The following is a 17,118-nucleotide window of genomic DNA, read 5'->3' as shown; positions in this document are numbered from 1 at the left end:
GCGAAAGCGGTTTTGAAAACGACCGGATCGACGCTGCTGCTGGGGACCTTCCCGCAGCTGGAAAGAACCTTCTATACGAAGGCGCACGGATTGCCGTCGGACGAAGCGGTCAAGCTGGCCGTAGCGGACGGCACGGTATGGGCGGGCACGGCGGCAGGGCTGGCGCGAATGAACAGGGAACGCTGGGAAGCCGACCCGGATGGGGAAGCCCCGAATTCTCCGCCTCCGGCTGCCGCAATCGAGCTGCTGTACGCGGACCGGCGCGGCTGCCTGTGGGTGTCCGCAGGCGGCGGGCTATACGTCCGCGAGCGCGGCGAATGGCGCAAGGACCCGTTCGGAGCCGCGGCCATCGCGCTTGCGGAGGACGGCGACGGAACGCTCTGGGCCGCCTCCGCCGACGCGCTGCATCGCCGCAAGGCGGGCGGCGAGAGCTGGGAGCGCGTCGCTTCGTTCGGGAAAGCCGAGGTGCGCGATATCGCCGCCTTTGGCTCGGGCCAAGTGTATGCATCGACGAATTCGGGGCTGCTCGCCTTGTCGGGCAAACGTCCGCACTGGTTCCAGATGCGCTCGAACGGGCACGGCCTTCCGAGCGACGACCTGCGCGGCATGGCGGCGGACCGCTGGGGGCATCTATGGATCGGCACCGATAAAGGCGTGTTTCTTCATGACCATACGAACAGCTCTTTCCTGCTGAACGGGGAGCGCGGCATCGCCTGCGAGGACGTGCGGACCGTCGCTTTCGGAGCGGACGGCAGCCGCTGGTTCGGCACCTCGCGCGGGGCGATTCGTCTGCGGGACGGCCAGACGAGATATTTCGCCTCCAAGCGCTGGCTGCCGCACGACAGCGTCAGGGCGATTGCGGTCGCGCCGGACGGCAGCGTATGGATCGGCACGGACGGCGGCGTCAGCCGGATCTGCGCGGTGCCGATGACGCTGGAGGAAAAAGCGGACCGTATCGATCATAGGGTAGAACAGTACGAAACCCGCTTCCATTACGTCACGCGGCGCGGCTTGACCGAGGAAGGCAATATCGACAGCGGAAGCGTGCGCATCTCCGACAACGACGGGCTGTGGACGTCCGATTATGTGGCCGCGCAAAGCTACCGGTACGCGGTGACCGGCGACGAGCGGGCGAAGGAGAAGGCGAAGCGCTCGATGCATGCGGTCATGCGGCTGCTCGAGGTGACCGGCCGGCCGGGATTTTTCGCCCGCTCGATCTGTCATAACAGCGAGCCGCAGTTTGGCAAAAACGAAGTCAATCCCGAATGGCGGCTATCTCCGGACGGGGAATGGGAATGGAAGGGCGATACGTCCAGCGATGAGCTGACTGGTCATTTTTATGCCTATTCCGTCTACTACGATCTGGCTGCCGACGAGGAAGACAAGACGCTGATGCAGGAATGCGTACGTGCCATTATGGATCACATCCTCCGTCACGATTATTGCCTTACGGACGTGGATGGCTTGCCGACCACTTGGGCGGTATGGACGCCCGCGAAGCTGAACGGGGAGGCCAAATGGCTCGATCAGCGCGGCATCAATTCGCTGCAGCTGCTATCGTTTCTGAAAACCGCGGCGCAACTTACCGGCGAGGAGAAGTACGAGCGCGCGTACCGGGAGCTCGTCACGCAGTTTCATTACGCCATGAATACGCTGGAGCAGAAAAGGACGTTTCTCGGAGAGGCCAGCAGCATCGACGACAACCTTGCATTCCATGCGTACGTTCCGCTGCTGCTGTACGAAACGGACCCGGATTTGCGCGCGTTGTACATGATGAGCCTGGAGCATCACTGGCAATTCGAGCGGCGGGAACGCTCGCCGTTATGGAACGCCGTCTACGGGGCGCTGACAGGAAGAGCGTGCGACGTGGAGGCCGCCATTCAGACGCTGGCCGAGATGCCGCTCGACATGATCCATTGGAAAGTCGAGAACAGCCACCGCGCGGATATCCGCTTTCATCCCGAGCTGGCGAAGCACGGGTACCGGCTGCTCGCCGAGCCGCTGCCCTACGAGGAAAGACCGATGCACCGCTGGGACAAAACGCCGTATTTATGCGACAGCGGAGACGGGCATCTGCTGGAGGACGGAACCGTTTATTTGCACCCGTATTGGCTCGCCCGGTATTGGCGGTTGATCGACGAGCGGGCAAGCGGGACATAAACGTCGACAGGTGACGGCGGACCGGCCGTCTCACCGCAAACGGGACGATCGGTCGGCGCGCAATAAGCACGGAGAGGTTTGCCGAATCCGGTAAAGGATGTGGGACGATGGAACAGGTGATCAGCGCGGAGATGCGCGATTTTTTCCATGCGAACGGTTACATACTGGTGAAAGGCGTTGTGCCCAAGCAAAATTGCGACAGCGTGATCGAGACGATATGGGCTTTTACCGGCCAGCGTCCGGACGACCCGGAGAGCTGGTATCAGCCCGCTTCCGGGATGGATACGTTCTGGAAGCATCAGCGGGAAGGGATGCTGCCTCTGTTCCACCATCAGACGATGTGGGACAATCGGCAGCATCCGCGGCTGTATCGGGCGTTCGCCGAACTGCTGGAGGAGGAGAGGCTGTGGGTCAGCATCGACCGGGTCAATATGAAGCCTCCCCGCCGCGAAGACTTCACCCAGTTTAACACGGGCTTCATTCATTGGGATACGGACACCTCGAAGCTGACCTTTCCGCTGCCGCGGCCGCCCCGCGTGCAGGGGGTTTTGTATTTGGCCGATACGGCAGCCGACCAAGGCGGGTTTCAATGCGTGCCGAGCCTGTACCGCGACTTCGAAAGCTGGATCGCCGCGCAGCCGGACGACCGCCATCCGACGCTGCCCGACATTACCGGCCACGACATCGTCCCGATTCCGGGCGAGGCCGGGGATTTGCTCATTTGGGACGTTTTGCTGGCGCACGGCAATGGACAAAATTATACGTCGAAGCCGCGGTTCGCCCAATATATTTCCATGTTCCCTGCGGTGCCGGGCGTTTGCCGCGACGATATGGTGGAAGGCTGGCGGAACCGCACCGGACCATCGTTCGCGCCGGAAGATCCGCGCGGCTGGGAGCGCGGTCCGGGAACGGAGCCGGCCCGGCTTACCGAGCTGGGACGGAAGCTGCTCGGCCAGGACCCGTGGCCGTAAAGACGAGAAGCGGCTTTGCGCCGCACCGCATCTACCGGAAAAAGCCGGACGTAGGGCGATTGACGGGGCGTTTCCGAATGCGGTCATCGGTTTGGTTTGGCAAAACGCCCGCATGGGCGACGAAGAGCACACGGAGGTGCTGGTTATGATCGATCCGGCAAACAAGCTGTTACGGGAACAAGGGAGCGGTATTCCGATCGGACTGTGGGTTCCCCCACCGAATCGGGAGCTGACGGAGGACAGGTACAAGGAAGTCAAAGAGGCCGGGTTTACGTTCGTTCTCGGCCTGAGCGAATACGACGGCACTACCGCTTTTATTCGCAAAGCGTTGGATGCGGCTCATGCCAACGGGCTGCTGTACCTGGTCCGCGATCCCCGGTTGACCGAGCTGGCCGATGACGAATTAAGCCTTGTCGAGCCTTATGTCGCGGAATTTGCCGGTCATCCCGCTTATGCCGGTCACCTGTTTATCGACGAGCCGGATATGTCCCTATTTCCCAAGCTCCGGGCGCTTAAAGCGGCTTACGGCAAAGCGGCCCCGCACGGGCTAGCCTACGTCAATTTATTTCCGACTTACGCGTCCGACCGGCAGCGGGGCGGTGATCACGAGCAGTACGTATCCGGGTTTCTCGAGCAGTTCGAGCCCGCCGTTTTATCGTACGACCATTATCCGTTTCTCACGCCGAAGCCCGGCCGTACGCATACGATTACGCAAGATTACTATACGAATCTGCGGATTGTCAGTGAAGCCGCCAGGGCGCGGAACATCCCCTTCTGGCTGTTTATCCAGACGCTGGCGTTCAACCGGTCGAACCGCGATCCGCTCGAAGCGGAGATCCGCTGGCAAGTGTATACGAGCCTGGCTTACGGCGCGAAGGGCATTCAATATTTCACGTATTGGACGCCGGACGACGGAGGGGAAACGTTCGGCGACGCGATGATCGACCGGGCCGGCGGCAAGACGCGGCATTACGGTGAGGTACAGCGAATCAACCGGGACATTTCTCTTATCGGCGGCGTTCTCGCCCAGTTGGAGCCGTTCGGAGTGCTGGCCCACGGAAGCATTTCCCCGCCGCTCGAGGGCGCATTGAAGTCCTTTGCCCCGATCGGGCGAATCGAAGGGGATGCGGCCGTAATCGGCTGCTTCCGCGACCGCGAAGGCCAGCCTTATGCGCTTGTCGTGAACGAAAGCTTCACGCAGCCCGGCTCGGTGCGCATCGGCCTGGACGATTCCGCGCAGGCGGCAGCCGTCTGGGAGGATGGGCAAAAAACCGCTCTCCGCCTGGACCAAGGCGAGTTTGCGCTGCATTTGGACCCGGGGGAGGGCAAATTGATTGCCTTCGGGGTCTAAGCAAAGGAGGATACGCCGGTGGCAGCCGGATCGAACGGACAAAACCTTGAACCGGCGAACGCCGCCGGATGCTTGAAATTCCGCGGGGACGGCACGTTTACGATCGCGCAATTGACCGACGTCCATTACGGCGGCGGCATTCGCGAAGATGAGCTGTCCCTCACTCTGATCGAATCGGCGTTTGCCGCCGACCGGCCCGATCTGGCCGTATTTACGGGAGACTTGATCCGCAGAGGGCCCGACGCCCGGGCCCAGTTCGCCCGGGTGACCTCCACGGCGGCGGAGGCGGGGATTCCGTATGCTTTCGTCTTCGGCAACCACGATTCGCGCCGGGACGCAACCCGGAGCGAGCTGATGGAGCTGGAGGCGGGCAAGCCGTACTGCTTGTCGCGGGCCGGACCCGGGGATGTCAGCGGCGTCGGCAATTACACGCTCGAGATAGGCGGGTCGCACGACGGGCGAACGGCGGCCATGCTTTATTTGTTCGACAGCGAGTGCAATGCCCCGCAGTGGGCCGTCTCCCCGGACAGCGGCGGAAAAGGCGAATGGATCGACCGGGATAAAGTGGTCTGGTACGTCGGCGAGTCTGCCGCCTTTACGCTTAGGAACGGCAGCCCGCTGCCGTCGCTCGCCTTCTTCCACATCCCGCTGCCGGAGTATGAGGATGTATGGCGCACCGGCGCTTGCAGCGGCAACCGCTTCGCCAAAGTACGCTGCCCGGAGCTGAACGTCGGCCTGTTCGCCGCGATGATCGAGAGGGGCGACGTGATGGGGACGTTCGTCGGGCATGACCATTCCAACGATTATTGCGGCGAGCTGGGCGGCATCCGCCTATGCTACGGGAGGGTGACCGGGTTCAACGGAGATGTTGGCGGAGACATGCAAAGAGGCGTCCGGATTATCCGGCTGCGCGAAGGACGGCGCGGTTTCGATACGTGGATTCGCCAAGCCGACGGATCGGTCGCGGCAAGTCTGCCGGAGCATGCTTCGCAGCGGTAACCTTATAATCGGACGCGGACATGGACAACCGTGGAACTTATACGGACTTGCGCAACGATTTGCGAAAAGGTGACATAGGAGGGAAAGCCGCAATGGCATCCAACATCAATCTTAGCTTCCGGAGCGACGGCACCTTCACGATCGTCCAGATCGCCGATCTGCACTATGCGGGAGGAGCCCCGGAAGACGAAACGACATTGGCCGTTATGGAAGCGGTACTGGTTGAAGAACGGCCGGATCTGGTCGTGTTTACCGGAGATGCGGTGAAAGGCAACAGCTGCGACCATCAGCTGGAGCGGCTGATGGAGGTGCTGAATATCCCGGAAAGGCTCGGCATTCCGTACGCGTTCGTCTTTGGCAATCACGATTCCGAGCACGACTGCTGCACTCGGGAAGAGATGATGGCGGCGATGGAGCGGCGAGAGCGATGCCTTGCCGAGGCCGGGCCTGCGGACGTGACGGGCGTCGGCAACTACGTCTTGACGGTAGCCGGCGCTGACGGAGGCGAAGGGCCGAAAGCGGTCCTGTATTTTTTCGACACCGGCTGCAGCGCGCCGAAATCGATTATTAAAACGTATGCTTGGCTGGAACGGGATCAGATCGACTGGTATATCCGGCAATCGGAGGCTTTCCAGGCGAATAACGGAGGCGCACCGCTCCCGGCGCTCGCCTTTTTCCATATCCCGCTGCCGGAATACAACGACGTGTGGGATATGCACGTCAGCTATGGCGTGAAAAACGAAACCGTAGGCTGTTCCCGGCTGAATACCGGCATGTTCGCGGCGATGAAGCAGCGGGGCGATGTGATGGGGACGTTCGCCGGTCATGACCATACGAACGATTATTGCGGCGATCTGTACGGCATCTGGCTATGCTACGGCCGGACCGGCGGCCCCAACACGGTCGGGGAAGAGCCGTTCGAGCGCGGGGCCCGGGTCATCCGGCTGAAGGAAGGCGAGCGGGGATTCGAAACGTGGCTGCGTTTGGCGGATGGCTCCGCCGTCATCGATCAGCCCGAGCACGAGCCGACCGGTCGAGTTCCTCCGCCGTTCAAGGTCGTCGTACCGGACCCGCCGTTCAGCGTCAGACGACAAGAGAGGCCGGACGACCTGCCGGTTGGCGAAACATGAAGGCAGAAAGGAGCACATCGATGGAAGTCAGCATCATGACGTTCAACCTCCGGTTCCATACGGAGACGGACGAAGGAAATTGCTGGACGTACCGCAAGGACGGCGTCGCGGACATTTTCGCCCGCTACCGGCCGACCGTCGCAGGCACTCAGGAAGGTTTGTCCGGCATGCTGGACGATTTGCAGCAGCGTCTGCCCGAGTACGCCTGGGTCGGCGAAGGGCGCAAAGGCGGCAGCGAATGCGAGCATAACGCGATCTTTTACCGCAAGGACGAGGTCCAGCTTGTCGACTGGGGACAATTCTGGCTGTCCGAGCAGCCGGCCGGACCGCTCGAGAAAAGCTGGGGCGCGACGCATTACCGCATCAGCACATGGGCGCAGTTTCGGTTTAAGGCGGACCCGGAACGGCAGTTTCTTCATTATAATACGCACCTCGACCACAGCAGCCAGTTGGCCCGGGAGAAGGGGAGCCGGCTGCTATGGGAAAGACTTGAGGCGCATCGCAGCCGTGTGCGGCTGCCGGTGCTGCTGACCGGGGATATGAACGCCGAGCCGGACAATCCGGCGATCGCGTTTTTGCGCGGGCAGTTGGAGGCCGACGGGGCGCGCAGTACGCTGACGGACGCTTACTTGACCCTCCCCGGCGAGCCCGGGCTTTCGTTCCATTGCTTCCGGGGCGGCGAGGAAGGGCGGCCGATCGATTACGTGTTTGCGAGTCCGGATGTGGCGTGGACCGGCGTTAGGATCATCCGCGACCGGGTGAACGGACTGTACCCTTCCGACCATTACCCGGTACTCGCGCAGGCGGTGTTGTAATCCGTCAGTGAATGACCCGCGTTCCGCACCGGGCCGGGTCGGGAAGGAGATAGTTATGGCCAACGTCAAAGTGCTGTTGTGGTTCGATGTGGAGGATTATATAACCCCGGAGAGCCAGGATGCGTGGGCCGGGTTGCTGCAAGAGCTGAACAAGCGGAACGTAACCGGCATTTTCAAGATCGTCGGGGAAAAGGCCCGGCTGACGCAGGAGCAAAACCGGACAGACATTTTATCGGGGCTGGCGCGCCACGAAATCGGCTACCATAGCGATCTGCACAGTCAGCATCCGGTCAGCACCGAATATTTGGAGCATCTCGGCTTCCGGGAAGGCGCGGACCTGTTCGTAGCGAAGGAGCGAAAGGGATTCGAGGACTTGCTCCGGATTACCGGCTCCCCGGTCGTTTCCTACGGCCAAGCCGGCTATTCGTGGGCTCCTCAGACGTTCGCCGCTTTGCATAAATGGGGAATTCCCGTCTATCTGGACGACCACGACCAAATTTCGCTAAACGGGCAGCCTTTCTGGTACGGAGGCTTGCTGAACTTCACGAATATGGCCGGGATACTGAAACTGTCGTTCAAGGGAGACCGGCTGGAGCAGGCGCGGCTCGAATTCGACCGGCTGTACGAGGAATTTTCCGAACGGCTGAGCGGAGACGAAGTCGGTTTTATCAGCATGTACTGCCACGAATGCGATTTTGTATGCGACGGCTACTGGGATGTGGGCAATTTCGCCCGAGGCAAGGAGACGCCGCGCGCGGAATGGCGGCCGGCGCCGCTCAAGCCTGCCGGGGAAATGGAGCACTGGCTCGGCAAGTTCGGCGAGTTCCTCGACCATACGCTATCAAAGTCGATCGAATATATCACGGCCGGGCAAGCGCTGGAGCTGGAATGCTCGCGTGCGGAGGCGGTGACGGAGGGCGATGTGCGCGCGCTGGCGGCAACGGTCGGGGAAGAGCTCGGCTTCCGGGTGCTGGACGGTAAAGCCTATTCGGCATCGGAGCTCCATGCTTTGTTCGGCAGTTTGCTGCTCGGGCGCGAGCTGAAGGCGGACTTCGCCTACGGTCCGGAGCGGGAGTTCCGGAGCGACGACGGCGGACCGCTGCGCGTGGCGGATCTAATGGAAGTCCTTGGCGCGGCCGTCGAGCCTGAAGTGCTCGGCTTCCGCCAACTGCCGGATTTCTACGAGGTCGCCGGGCGGAAAATAAGTGCGCTCGATTTGACGTGCACGCTGGCCCGCGTGATTACCCTCGGATTGCGGGGCGAAGATAGCGTCGAGCTTGTCCGGGGCGTGCTTGTCACTCGGCAGTGTGCGGGCGACGACGACTTGTGGGGACGTAGATGGCGAATATTTCCCGAAGATTTTCGGGCGCCGAACGTCGTTCGCATGTCCAAGCTGCAAACCTGGACTTTGAAACCGGCCTTATTCGCGAACAAATAAAGAAGATTACGCCTTGCCTTGCTATACAAGAGCGCAGCAGGAGATGATATGCATGGAATTGTTTATTATCCGCCACGGCGAATCGGTCACGAATACGTCCAAGACGCTGCTGGCCGATGGGGGGCTGACGGAGCGCGGTCAAGCGCAAGCGGCCGCGATGGCGGCATGCATGGCGGCGGCCGGGGTGACCCGTCTGTTTTCCAGCCCGCTCATGCGGGCCGTGGAGACGGCTCAGCCGCTCGCGCGCCTCGCAGGGCTTCCGATCGAAGTATGGCTGGATGCGCATGAAGTGTGGACGGGGGAAGGATACCGGGGACCGACGACGGAGAAGCTTGCCGAGATGTATCCGGAGGTTCGGTTCGCCGAAGACACCGCATGCGATCCGCTCGGCTGGCATTGTCCCGGAGGGGAAACGTCCGAGACCGGCTACTTGCGGGCCCGGCGCTTGCTTGAGAGGCTGCGCGGCGAGTTTCCCGGGGACGAGCGCGTGGCGCTCGTCGCCCATGGCGCTTTAAACCGCAGGCTGATGCTGAACGCGCTTGGGCTGGATTATTCCAGCAGCCTGCGTCCGTACGGCGACAATTGCAGCATTTGGTGGCTCGGATTCAACGCAAGCCGCGTATCGATCCGCTATGTAGGGCCGGCCGTTCCGCGGATGTTCGATCATATCGTGCCTTAACAAGCGGCGACTTCCAGCGGCCAAACGGAAAGGACCGGGCAGACGATTTTCGTCCGCCGGTCCTTTTTGCGCAAGTTCCGGAGATATACGATTAGGCAAGCTTGGGCGCTATGGCTCCGAGCGAGGCTTGTCCCGGTCTTGGTTGATGACCGTCAAGTCTGGAGCTCCGTCGCTCCCGTCCGCATCGTCAGCTTCGACGAACCGTTTGAGCGCGGCCATCTTGTTCTCCCAATACCTCTCGAAGTAAGCGAGCCACCGCTTTAGCTCGAGGAGCGGTTCGGGTTCCATCCGGTAGCGCGTTTCGCGGCCGACCTTCCGTTCTTTCACGAGCCCGGCGTCGGACAGAATGCGCAAATGTTTGGACACGGCCGTTCGACTCATCGGAAAATGGCTGCTGATCGCAGTGACCGGCATCTCCCGCTCGTCGAGCAGAAGCAGCAGCTTGCGGCGGGTAGGATCTGCGATAGCCTGGAAGACGTCATGCTTCGGCAAAGCGCCGCCGTCAGCCATGTCAGCCCTCGACATAAGCGGCGAGCGATTTTTGCAGCCCGCCCCAGCCTTGAGCCATGCGGTCGCGCACAAGCGCGTGCGTTTCGCCGAACTCCGTTACTTTGTCCGGGTCCCAACCGCCGTGGATGAGCGTAAATTCCGTTTTGCCGTCCAGTTCGGCCAGCTCGAACGTAAGCGTCCAGTCTTTGCCCCAAGTGAACGAAAGCCGTCGCGGCGGGTCGAGCTCGGTTACTTGGCAAGGCGAGTCGCCGAACGGTCCGGCCTTCAAAATAAATTCATAGCCGAGCCGGGGCTCGAACGTATTGGGCATAAACCAGGCGGCGATGCCTTCCGCGGTGGCGACGGCGTCCCATACTTTGCGGATCGGGGCGTTCAAGACCAGCGTTTGGCGAATATCGGGCAATGCTTCATTCGAATGATTCATACATAGTCCTCCTATAATGGCGAATTGTCGGGTCGGTGCGGCCGCAGCCTACTTGGACTGAACTTTATCCGCGTGGCGGAAGCGGACGGCCGACCATGTCTCGTCGATCGCTACGTTGCTGACAGCCCGGTATGATGTTCTATTTTGTACCAAAAGCCACAAACTATCCCGGTTCAAGTCCGTCTTCACCTTCGAGCTTTGCTTCGGATAGGCGATCCAGAACACCGCATCCTCGGCGAGCGCCGGAACCGTGCGAGGCAGCCATTCGTTCGCTTCCTCCGCGTTATGAACGTACAGAAGCAAAAAAACAAGCGGGCTATCCGCTTCGGTGCCGATGCCGAGCGAATACCCAACGGGCGCGTTCAGAACGGACGCCGGCCCGGATTTGTAACGCAACTTTTTCAATAGCGCCTCGTGGTCCATCCGTGTACCTCCGTGCAAGCTTTTATGAAACCATTTGGTTTCGCATTATTATGTTACGACACCTTAAGGTTTCGTGTCAAGCGGCCGCGTTATGGAAAAGAAAGGACGAGAAGGGGAGCTGCCTCCCGTTCTCGTCCTTGCCGAGCATACCGTTAATGATGATGGCCGTGCGAACCGCCATTATGACCGTGGTGGCCGTCATGGCGGTGCGTGGAAGAACCGTGTTCATGGTCGTGATGACGATGGTCGTGCCGATCCGGAGCCGCATGCTGGTGCATGACGCCGTTCTGATGCATCCGGTTATGCAGCGCCCGGTGCGCACTCGTAAGCGTCATGAGCAGTCGTTTGAACGTCTGCTCGTCGCTTTTGGTGGCTAGCGATTTGATGTAGGCGGTCGAGCCTTCGATCTGCTCGAGAATCGTGACCGCGTCCTCGGCGCGGAAGCACGGCTTGCCGTCCACGACGACGGATACCGCGCTGGAATGGGCCGCGATCATTTCCGACTGGTCATGATACTTGCCGCGGACGCGCAGGGCGATCCAGCCGCTCTCCTTGACCGAAACCGACCAATGTCCCGCATAGTGCCCGATCTCGGGATCGACGGCTTTCATCTCGCGCAGCTCGCCGTTTACGACCAGCTCGATTTGGGTGACCGGAACCGTAACCGAGCTGACCTGCCAGTCGATATCGAGCGTTCCGCCGGAAGACGGAAGCTGCATTGACTGTCCCATCTCGCAGTCGCCGACGCGCAGGTCGAGCAGCGGTCCGAGCGTGGCGAACGTATGCCCCCGGCGCACGGCGTTCATCCAGGCGTCGTACGTGAACGGCTCGCCGCGTATGAGCGAATACGTGCGTATGGTGCCGACGGCAGTCGATTGCGACATTTTATCGGTGCCGCCGACGGCGGGAGCCTTGTAGCCGCAATTCAAGTAGCGGTACCAATCGGACAGCGAATACGGATTGATGCCGACATTTTCGAAAGAGCACATTTCCACCGCGTCGACTTCGCCGAGCACGAGCGCCGCGGCGCCCTCCGCGCGCGGGTTGGGCAGATGGGGCATAACGACGATGCCGTTCTGCTCCCTGCACCGCTTGGCCCATTCGGTGATCGTCGCTTCCAGTGGATCGCCGAGCCCGGACTCGTCCGGCCCCCCTGTGCACAACGGCAAAATCATGCTCCCTTCGTAGCCGAGCAACGAGATATGACCGAGAATGTGCTGACGGTTCTCCGTCCCGACCCGGACCAAATATTCGCCGGAACCGCCGTTTTCTTTGCTGCCGATCGTCGTTTTGCCGTCGAAATCGCCCAGGTTGCTGAACATTTCGCCCCATTGGCTGGTCAGCAGGTTGACGACGTTCACCCCTTCGGCGTCCCCTTCGAGAAGGGCGGTTTGCGGAGAGAGGAAATGAACGTGCGTATCGGCCGTAACCCAGCCTTTCTGCCTCCACGGAAGAACGTGATCCAGCTCGATCGCGATCGCATCGGTTTGCTCTGTGACGAGAAACCGCTTGCGCACAGGACGGATTTCGAACCCTTTCGTCACCTCGATGTACACGTCGCCGAGAGGCAGCTTGTATTCCGCTTCGCCGTCGATGTAAGCGCTGTAATGAAAGTCCTGCACATACTCCGCTCCGTAGTCCTCGAACCAATGCGCATTCGGAAACCGGTGTCCGTTGACGGGGGCGATGTAGTCGCCGAGCTTGCCGTGCACGTGGATTTTGGCGGCGATTCGGCGTCCGCTCGTCCCTTCGGTTATCCGGACCTTCACTTTGCGAAGGACGTTCTCCGTCAGCGTCCAGGCGGTGTGCTCCTCCAGCTCGCGCAGCGGGATCGTCAGCCCGGGCTGGCCGTCAATCGTCAAATGGGCGTCGGGATGGGCGGTATATTCCACGATCCATTCGTCCGGCTTCGGAGACGGCAGACGCGGATTGGCGTTATCCAGCCAAGAGGCATGGTCGTATTCCAGCACCGGCCGGACGGCGATCACTTCGCCCAGATCGATGCGGATGTTGGCACGATCCCCGAACGGCTGCGGCACGAAGCCGGGCGCGCTGACATAACGCACGCTGCGGCGGGCTTCCCAGCGAAACGGATTCGTTTCCGCATCGGTGCGGGTTATGCCGAACACAAAGGAGGTTCCGTCCGCCGGAATCATCGTCAGCCGGATCAGCTCCTTGTCCGGATGCGGGTTGGGCAAGGCGTACAGCCAGTGGTGCATCGCGCTGCCGAAGCCCGGGAACGTCGTGCGCAGCTGGCTTTGGCCCCACGGGATGGTTGGCGCTTCCTTGTGCAGCAGATCGGTATTCGTCGCCATCGTTCGGGGCTTCACGTGCTTGACCGCCTCGAAGCTGTTTTCGCCCCACTTGACTTGAAATTCGCTGATTTGGTAACGTCGCCGCATCGGGAACGCGCACCGGGTGCCGTCCGCGTAATGCAGCACGTATTCGCACACGGTTTCGCCGAGCCGGGGACTGCCCATCATCGGGCTGACGATGCCGTCGGGTGCCGTATCGCTTTCTTTAAAATCGGCGGCATGCAAAAAAAGCAGCTGCCGGTCGTGAAGCGGCTGTGCAAAAGCCAGCTCGACTTCGCGGTCCTTGAGCAGAATGACGTTGTCCGCACCGTCCGGGCCAAGCTCGAACGGCACGCCCCACAGCTCCTGCGGTCCGGTAAGCAGAAATCGCTTGCCAGCGATGACGGCGTCCGAGCAGTCTTCCGGCTTCAGCTCGGCAATGGTCCGGTTATAAGCCGTCGTAAGCGGCACCGGGACGAAACGCTCTCGTTTGCTTGCATGGTTCGAGTTCATTCGGATGATCCTCCTAGAAAGCTTGTCAGGCATCCGTGGACCGGGGCTTGTACCGACGGCCGCATGCGCGAAAGCTTCGTTTACGGATGAAAAAAATGCGCTCCGGGTTGTTTACAATCGTCCCGTTCTCCCCTTATAATAGCTTTAATTAATGATTAAGTAAATTACCCGGAACAAATTAAGAAAACCGATTATCGACGTCATTCGATTGGGAAAGACGTCTTCCGGACACGAAGCGCGACCCGCATCGGGGCCGAAAGGGACGTGTCGGGAAAGGAGACTTTCATGAAAGCGGTCGTTATAAGAAATGGCACAGACCGGCAATACGTGACGGTAACCGATATCCCGAAGCCCGGTCCGATTGGCCCCGAAGAGGTGATGATCCGCGTGCTTAGCGTCGGGCTGGACGGTACGGACCGGGAAATCGTGATGGACCGTTACGGCGTTTTGCCGGAAAAGGCGGAGCAGATGGTCATCGGACACGAGCTGCTCGGCACAGTTGAGCAGGCAGGGGCGGCTTCGGGCTTTGAGGCCGGACAGTTTGTCACGGTACTGGTCCGAAGGCCGTGCGGCAGCTCTGCTTGTCTTCCGTGCAGGCACGGACAGCAGGATTATTGCCGGACAGGGCTGTACACCGAGCGGGGAATCCGGGCCGCTGACGGCTTTTTATGCGAATACGTCTCCGAACTCGCCCAATACGTCGTGCCGATCCCGCAAGCGTGCGCGTCCTACGGCGTTCTCGTCGAACCGCAAAGCATCGTCGAGAAGGCGTGGAGCCAGATCGCCTGCATCCAGCGCCGGGTCGCCTGGGAGCCGGGGACGGTGCTCATCACCGGCTCGGGCCCGCTCGGTATATTGACCGCGCTGACGTGCCGAAGCATGGGGCTCGAGACGCACGTTTGGTCCAAATCTGGACGGGACAGCGCGAATGCCAGGTTGATTCGTCGATGCGGCGCATTTTATCATGAAGCGAGGGAGAGCGCGCAGCCCGGAGAGGTTGAACCGTTTGCCGGCGGGCTGAACGCCTTTGCCGTGGAACAGGGGATTCGCCCCGATATGATCTGGGAATGCAGCGGGCATACGCCGCTCGCTTTCGAATCGATGAAGCTGCTCGCTCCGAACGGCGTGCTGGCCATTCTCGGGGTCGCCTCGGGCGATACCCGGCTGAACATTCCCAGCGATGCGCTCAATCAGGAGATCGTATTGAACAATAAATGCATCGTCGGCTCGGTAAACGCTTCACGAGCCGATTTCGAAACCGGCATCGGCCGGCTGCAAACGATCGAGGCGCAGTTCCCCGGCATGCTAACCGCCCTGCTTACCGATCGGCTGACGATGGAGCAGGTGCCCGGTCTCGATTTTACCGGCATTGCCGTGAAGGCGGTAGTCGATTTGGCGTCGATGGAGACATGACGTCGGGCAGCTGCGATTAGCCTTCTTTTTACCAAACGAACGCTTAGGCAGACGGAGGATTATAACTATGCATGCGGCTTTGGAAACTTGTATCGCGAAATACCCGGAGCTATCCGAATGCGTACCGGATATCGAACGCGCTTTTGAAACGATGAGGGACAGCTACAGCGCAGGCGGCAAGGTGCTGCTCGCCGGCAACGGAGGAAGCGCCTCGGATTGCGAGCATATCGTCGGCGAGCTGATGAAGGGCTTTATGTCCAGAAGACCGGTGCACGACTCGATGAGACGGAAGCTGCGCCAATTCGGCGACGCCGAAGGCGACTATTTGGCCGACCGGCTGCAGGGGGCGCTGCCGGCGATCTCTCTTGTGAGCCATACGGCGCTCGCGACCGCGTACGCCAACGACGTGGCGGCGGATATGGTATTCGCCCAGCAGGTGTTTGGCTACGGCAAGCCCGGGGACGTGCTGATCGGCCTCTCCACATCGGGCAACTCCGCCAACGTCGTGCGTGCGCTGCAGGTGGCGCGGGCGCAGGACTTGCGCACGATCGGCTTGACCGGCCGCGGCGGCGGGGCGATGAAGGAGCTGTGCGACGTGACGATCCGGGTTCCGTACGACGTGACGCCGGACATTCAGGAACGGCATTTGCCGATCTATCACGCGCTTTGCATCATGCTCGAGGATGCGTTTTTCGGGAATGGGAAATGACATTCAGCAGAAAAAGGAGCGGAGGAGGGAAAACGTCATCCAACCGAACAAGATTGCCTACCTGAAGCAGGTGAAGCAAAGCAACATGTCGGAAGTGCTGGAGAAAATTTGGCAGCATCAGCAAATATCCCGGGTAGAGCTGGTCGAGCATACGGGGCTGACCTCCGGAACGATTACCAATTTGACTCACGAGCTTATCGAGCTGAAAGTAATACGCGAGTTCGAGGCCGTTTCCGGAAACGTCGGCCGCAGACGAGTCATGCTCGGCTTCGACACGAGCCAATACCGGATTATCGGACTCGACATCGGACGGGCCACGGCGGAAATCGTCGTCGTCGATTTGAACGGTAAAATCATCCGGACGATCGAGCGCGATATGAGCGACCGCAAGGGACCCGACGAATATTTTGGCGTCATCGACCCGCTTCTGACCGAAGTTAAACAAGAAATAGAAGCTTCCGGGCTTACGATTCTAGGCTTGGGCGTAGGCGTGCCGGGGCCGATGGATTACGGAGCGGGAACGCTGCTTGATCCCCCCAATTTCCCGGGATGGAGAAACTATCCGCTGCAAAGCGTATTGGAGCAAAAGTTCGGCCTGACGACCCTGATCGAGGACGACGCCCGCACATCCGCCATGGCCGAGCGCTGGTACGGGCTGGGCCGCAGCATTCAGGATCTCGTGTTCATTACGATGGGGATCGGTATCGGCGGCGGTGTGGTCAACGAAGGCAAAATCGTGCGCGGCACGAACGGCTTATGCGGCCAGGTCGGACATATGACGATCGTGCTCGACGGCAAAATATGCGATTGCGGCAACCGGGGCTGCTGGGAAACCGTAGGATCGATTCCGGGGATTTTGAGCCGGTGGTCCGGCGGGAATACGATGGAGCAGTTGACCGAGGCGATCCGGACCGGAGATTCCGAGGCGCTGCAATGCATGGAGGATACGCTCAACTATTTGGAAACGGCGCTGATCAACGTCTATAACATGTACGATCCGGAGCTGGTCGTGCTCGGCGGGCGGTTGTATCCGTATTTGGCGGATTACTTGCTCCCGGTGCAAAACCATCTGCGTTCGCGGCTGTATGCCTTTGCGAAGGATCGATTGCGCATCGAGCCGTCGACGTTCGGCACATCCCAGAGCGCCGTCGGGGCAGCCGCTTTGGTGCTCGGATTTTTGTTGTCGGAGCCGGTAAGGCTACTGGCGTTGACCGAAGCGTAGAGTGCGACGGAAATAAAGAGAAGACTGGTCCGGTTCGGTTCGCCGGGCCGAACCGAGGAGTCATTGC

15 protein-coding genes are annotated in these 17,118 nt (G+C 60.7%); 11 read left to right on the top strand and 4 right to left on the bottom strand.

Annotation, left to right across the window (positions count from 1 at the left end; all coding sequences use genetic code 11):
- The first annotated feature begins 12 nt into the window (after nt 1–12).
- The 8 genes from ABD796_RS01080 (at nt 13) to ABD796_RS01045 (ending at nt 9,543) form a co-directional block, all read left to right on the top strand.
- Nucleotides 13–2,160 (top strand): ligand-binding sensor domain-containing protein, encoded by a 2,148-nt coding sequence (locus ABD796_RS01080; protein ID WP_344901527.1) that lies wholly within the window; start codon nt 13–15, stop codon nt 2,158–2,160.
- Nucleotides 2,161–2,267: 107 nt separating this feature from the next.
- Nucleotides 2,268–3,131, top strand: coding sequence for a phytanoyl-CoA dioxygenase family protein (locus tag ABD796_RS01075; protein ID WP_344901524.1), 864 nt, complete (start codon nt 2,268–2,270; stop codon nt 3,129–3,131).
- A 145-nt stretch (nt 3,132–3,276) separates the two neighbouring features.
- Nucleotides 3,277–4,482, top strand: coding sequence for a beta-galactosidase (locus ABD796_RS01070; protein ID WP_344901521.1), 1,206 nt, complete (start codon nt 3,277–3,279; stop codon nt 4,480–4,482).
- An 18-nt stretch (nt 4,483–4,500) separates the two neighbouring features.
- On the top strand, nt 4,501–5,481 hold the full coding sequence (locus ABD796_RS01065) for a metallophosphoesterase family protein (protein ID WP_344901518.1): 981 nt from the start codon (nt 4,501–4,503) through the stop codon (nt 5,479–5,481).
- Nucleotides 5,482–5,573: 92 nt separating this feature from the next.
- Nucleotides 5,574–6,611 carry a metallophosphoesterase family protein gene (locus ABD796_RS01060; protein WP_344901515.1) on the top strand — a complete coding sequence of 346 codons (1,038 nt, stop codon included), beginning with the start codon at nt 5,574–5,576 and terminating at the stop codon, nt 6,609–6,611.
- Nucleotides 6,612–6,631: 20 nt separating this feature from the next.
- On the top strand, nt 6,632–7,426 hold the full coding sequence (locus ABD796_RS01055; RefSeq protein WP_344901511.1) for an endonuclease/exonuclease/phosphatase family protein: 795 nt from the start codon (nt 6,632–6,634) through the stop codon (nt 7,424–7,426).
- Nucleotides 7,427–7,481: 55 nt separating this feature from the next.
- Entirely contained in the window at nt 7,482–8,864 is a 1,383-nt protein-coding gene (locus tag ABD796_RS01050) for a polysaccharide deacetylase family protein (RefSeq protein WP_344901509.1), read from the top strand.
- A 52-nt stretch (nt 8,865–8,916) separates the two neighbouring features.
- Complete coding sequence (locus tag ABD796_RS01045; RefSeq protein ID WP_344901506.1) at nt 8,917–9,543, top strand: histidine phosphatase family protein; 627 nt, start codon at nt 8,917–8,919, stop codon at nt 9,541–9,543.
- A 108-nt stretch (nt 9,544–9,651) separates the two neighbouring features.
- Here ABD796_RS01045 and ABD796_RS01040 read toward each other — a convergent pair whose 3' ends face one another.
- The 4 genes from ABD796_RS01040 to ABD796_RS01025 form a co-directional block, all read right to left on the bottom strand.
- Nucleotides 9,652–10,053: an ArsR/SmtB family transcription factor gene (locus ABD796_RS01040; RefSeq protein ID WP_344901503.1), complete on the bottom strand. Its 402-nt coding sequence runs from the start codon at nt 10,051–10,053 to the stop codon at nt 9,652–9,654.
- A 1-nt stretch (nt 10,054) separates the two neighbouring features.
- Nucleotides 10,055–10,477: an SRPBCC family protein gene (locus ABD796_RS01035; RefSeq protein ID WP_344901500.1), complete on the bottom strand. Its 423-nt coding sequence runs from the start codon at nt 10,475–10,477 to the stop codon at nt 10,055–10,057.
- A 48-nt stretch (nt 10,478–10,525) separates the two neighbouring features.
- Complete coding sequence (locus ABD796_RS01030; RefSeq protein ID WP_344901497.1) at nt 10,526–10,900, bottom strand: hypothetical protein; 375 nt, start codon at nt 10,898–10,900, stop codon at nt 10,526–10,528.
- Nucleotides 10,901–11,052: 152 nt separating this feature from the next.
- Complete coding sequence (locus ABD796_RS01025) at nt 11,053–13,707, bottom strand: CehA/McbA family metallohydrolase (protein WP_344901494.1); 2,655 nt, start codon at nt 13,705–13,707, stop codon at nt 11,053–11,055.
- Between the two features lie 285 nt (nt 13,708–13,992).
- Between ABD796_RS01025 and ABD796_RS01020 the strand changes: the two genes are divergently transcribed.
- From ABD796_RS01020 to ABD796_RS01010, 3 genes are all read left to right on the top strand, one after another.
- Nucleotides 13,993–15,120: a glucose 1-dehydrogenase gene (locus tag ABD796_RS01020; RefSeq protein WP_344901491.1), complete on the top strand. Its 1,128-nt coding sequence runs from the start codon at nt 13,993–13,995 to the stop codon at nt 15,118–15,120.
- 67 nt (nt 15,121–15,187) lie between these two features.
- Nucleotides 15,188–15,829, top strand: a complete 642-nt coding sequence (locus ABD796_RS01015) for a D-sedoheptulose-7-phosphate isomerase (protein ID WP_344901488.1) — start codon at nt 15,188–15,190, stop codon at nt 15,827–15,829.
- Nucleotides 15,819–17,051 (top strand): ROK family protein, encoded by a 1,233-nt coding sequence (locus ABD796_RS01010; protein WP_344901485.1) that lies wholly within the window; start codon nt 15,819–15,821, stop codon nt 17,049–17,051. Before ABD796_RS01015 ends, ABD796_RS01010 begins: the two co-directional genes overlap by 11 nt.
- The last annotated feature ends 67 nt before the right edge of the window (nt 17,052–17,118 follow it).

Source organism: Paenibacillus hodogayensis (assembly GCF_039536325.1).
In the GTDB taxonomy this organism is placed as follows: Bacteria; Bacillota; Bacilli; order Paenibacillales; family NBRC-103111; genus Paenibacillus_AB; species Paenibacillus_AB hodogayensis.
This window is presented reverse-complemented; position numbering and strand designations above follow the sequence as displayed.

Excerpts from the sequence above, each read along its gene's own strand:
- ABD796_RS01075 (WP_344901524.1), top strand. The coding sequence starts at position 2,268 with ATGGAACAGGTGATCAGCGCGGAGATGCGCGATTTTTTCCATGCGAAC.
- ABD796_RS01070 (WP_344901521.1), top strand. The coding sequence starts at position 3,277 with ATGATCGATCCGGCAAACAAGCTGTTACGGGAACAAGGGAGCGGTATT.
- ABD796_RS01060 (WP_344901515.1), top strand. The coding sequence starts at position 5,574 with ATGGCATCCAACATCAATCTTAGCTTCCGGAGCGACGGCACCTTCACG.
- ABD796_RS01055 (WP_344901511.1), top strand. The coding sequence starts at position 6,632 with ATGGAAGTCAGCATCATGACGTTCAACCTCCGGTTCCATACGGAGACG.
- ABD796_RS01050 (WP_344901509.1), top strand. The coding sequence starts at position 7,482 with ATGGCCAACGTCAAAGTGCTGTTGTGGTTCGATGTGGAGGATTATATA.
- ABD796_RS01045 (WP_344901506.1), top strand. The coding sequence starts at position 8,917 with ATGGAATTGTTTATTATCCGCCACGGCGAATCGGTCACGAATACGTCC.
- ABD796_RS01040 (WP_344901503.1), bottom strand. The coding sequence starts at position 10,053 with ATGGCTGACGGCGGCGCTTTGCCGAAGCATGACGTCTTCCAGGCTATC.
- ABD796_RS01035 (WP_344901500.1), bottom strand. The coding sequence starts at position 10,477 with ATGAATCATTCGAATGAAGCATTGCCCGATATTCGCCAAACGCTGGTC.
- ABD796_RS01030 (WP_344901497.1), bottom strand. The coding sequence starts at position 10,900 with ATGGACCACGAGGCGCTATTGAAAAAGTTGCGTTACAAATCCGGGCCG.
- ABD796_RS01025 (WP_344901494.1), bottom strand. The coding sequence starts at position 13,707 with ATGAACTCGAACCATGCAAGCAAACGAGAGCGTTTCGTCCCGGTGCCG.
- ABD796_RS01020 (WP_344901491.1), top strand. The coding sequence starts at position 13,993 with ATGAAAGCGGTCGTTATAAGAAATGGCACAGACCGGCAATACGTGACG.
- ABD796_RS01015 (WP_344901488.1), top strand. The coding sequence starts at position 15,188 with ATGCATGCGGCTTTGGAAACTTGTATCGCGAAATACCCGGAGCTATCC.
- ABD796_RS01010 (WP_344901485.1), top strand. The coding sequence starts at position 15,819 with ATGGGAAATGACATTCAGCAGAAAAAGGAGCGGAGGAGGGAAAACGTC.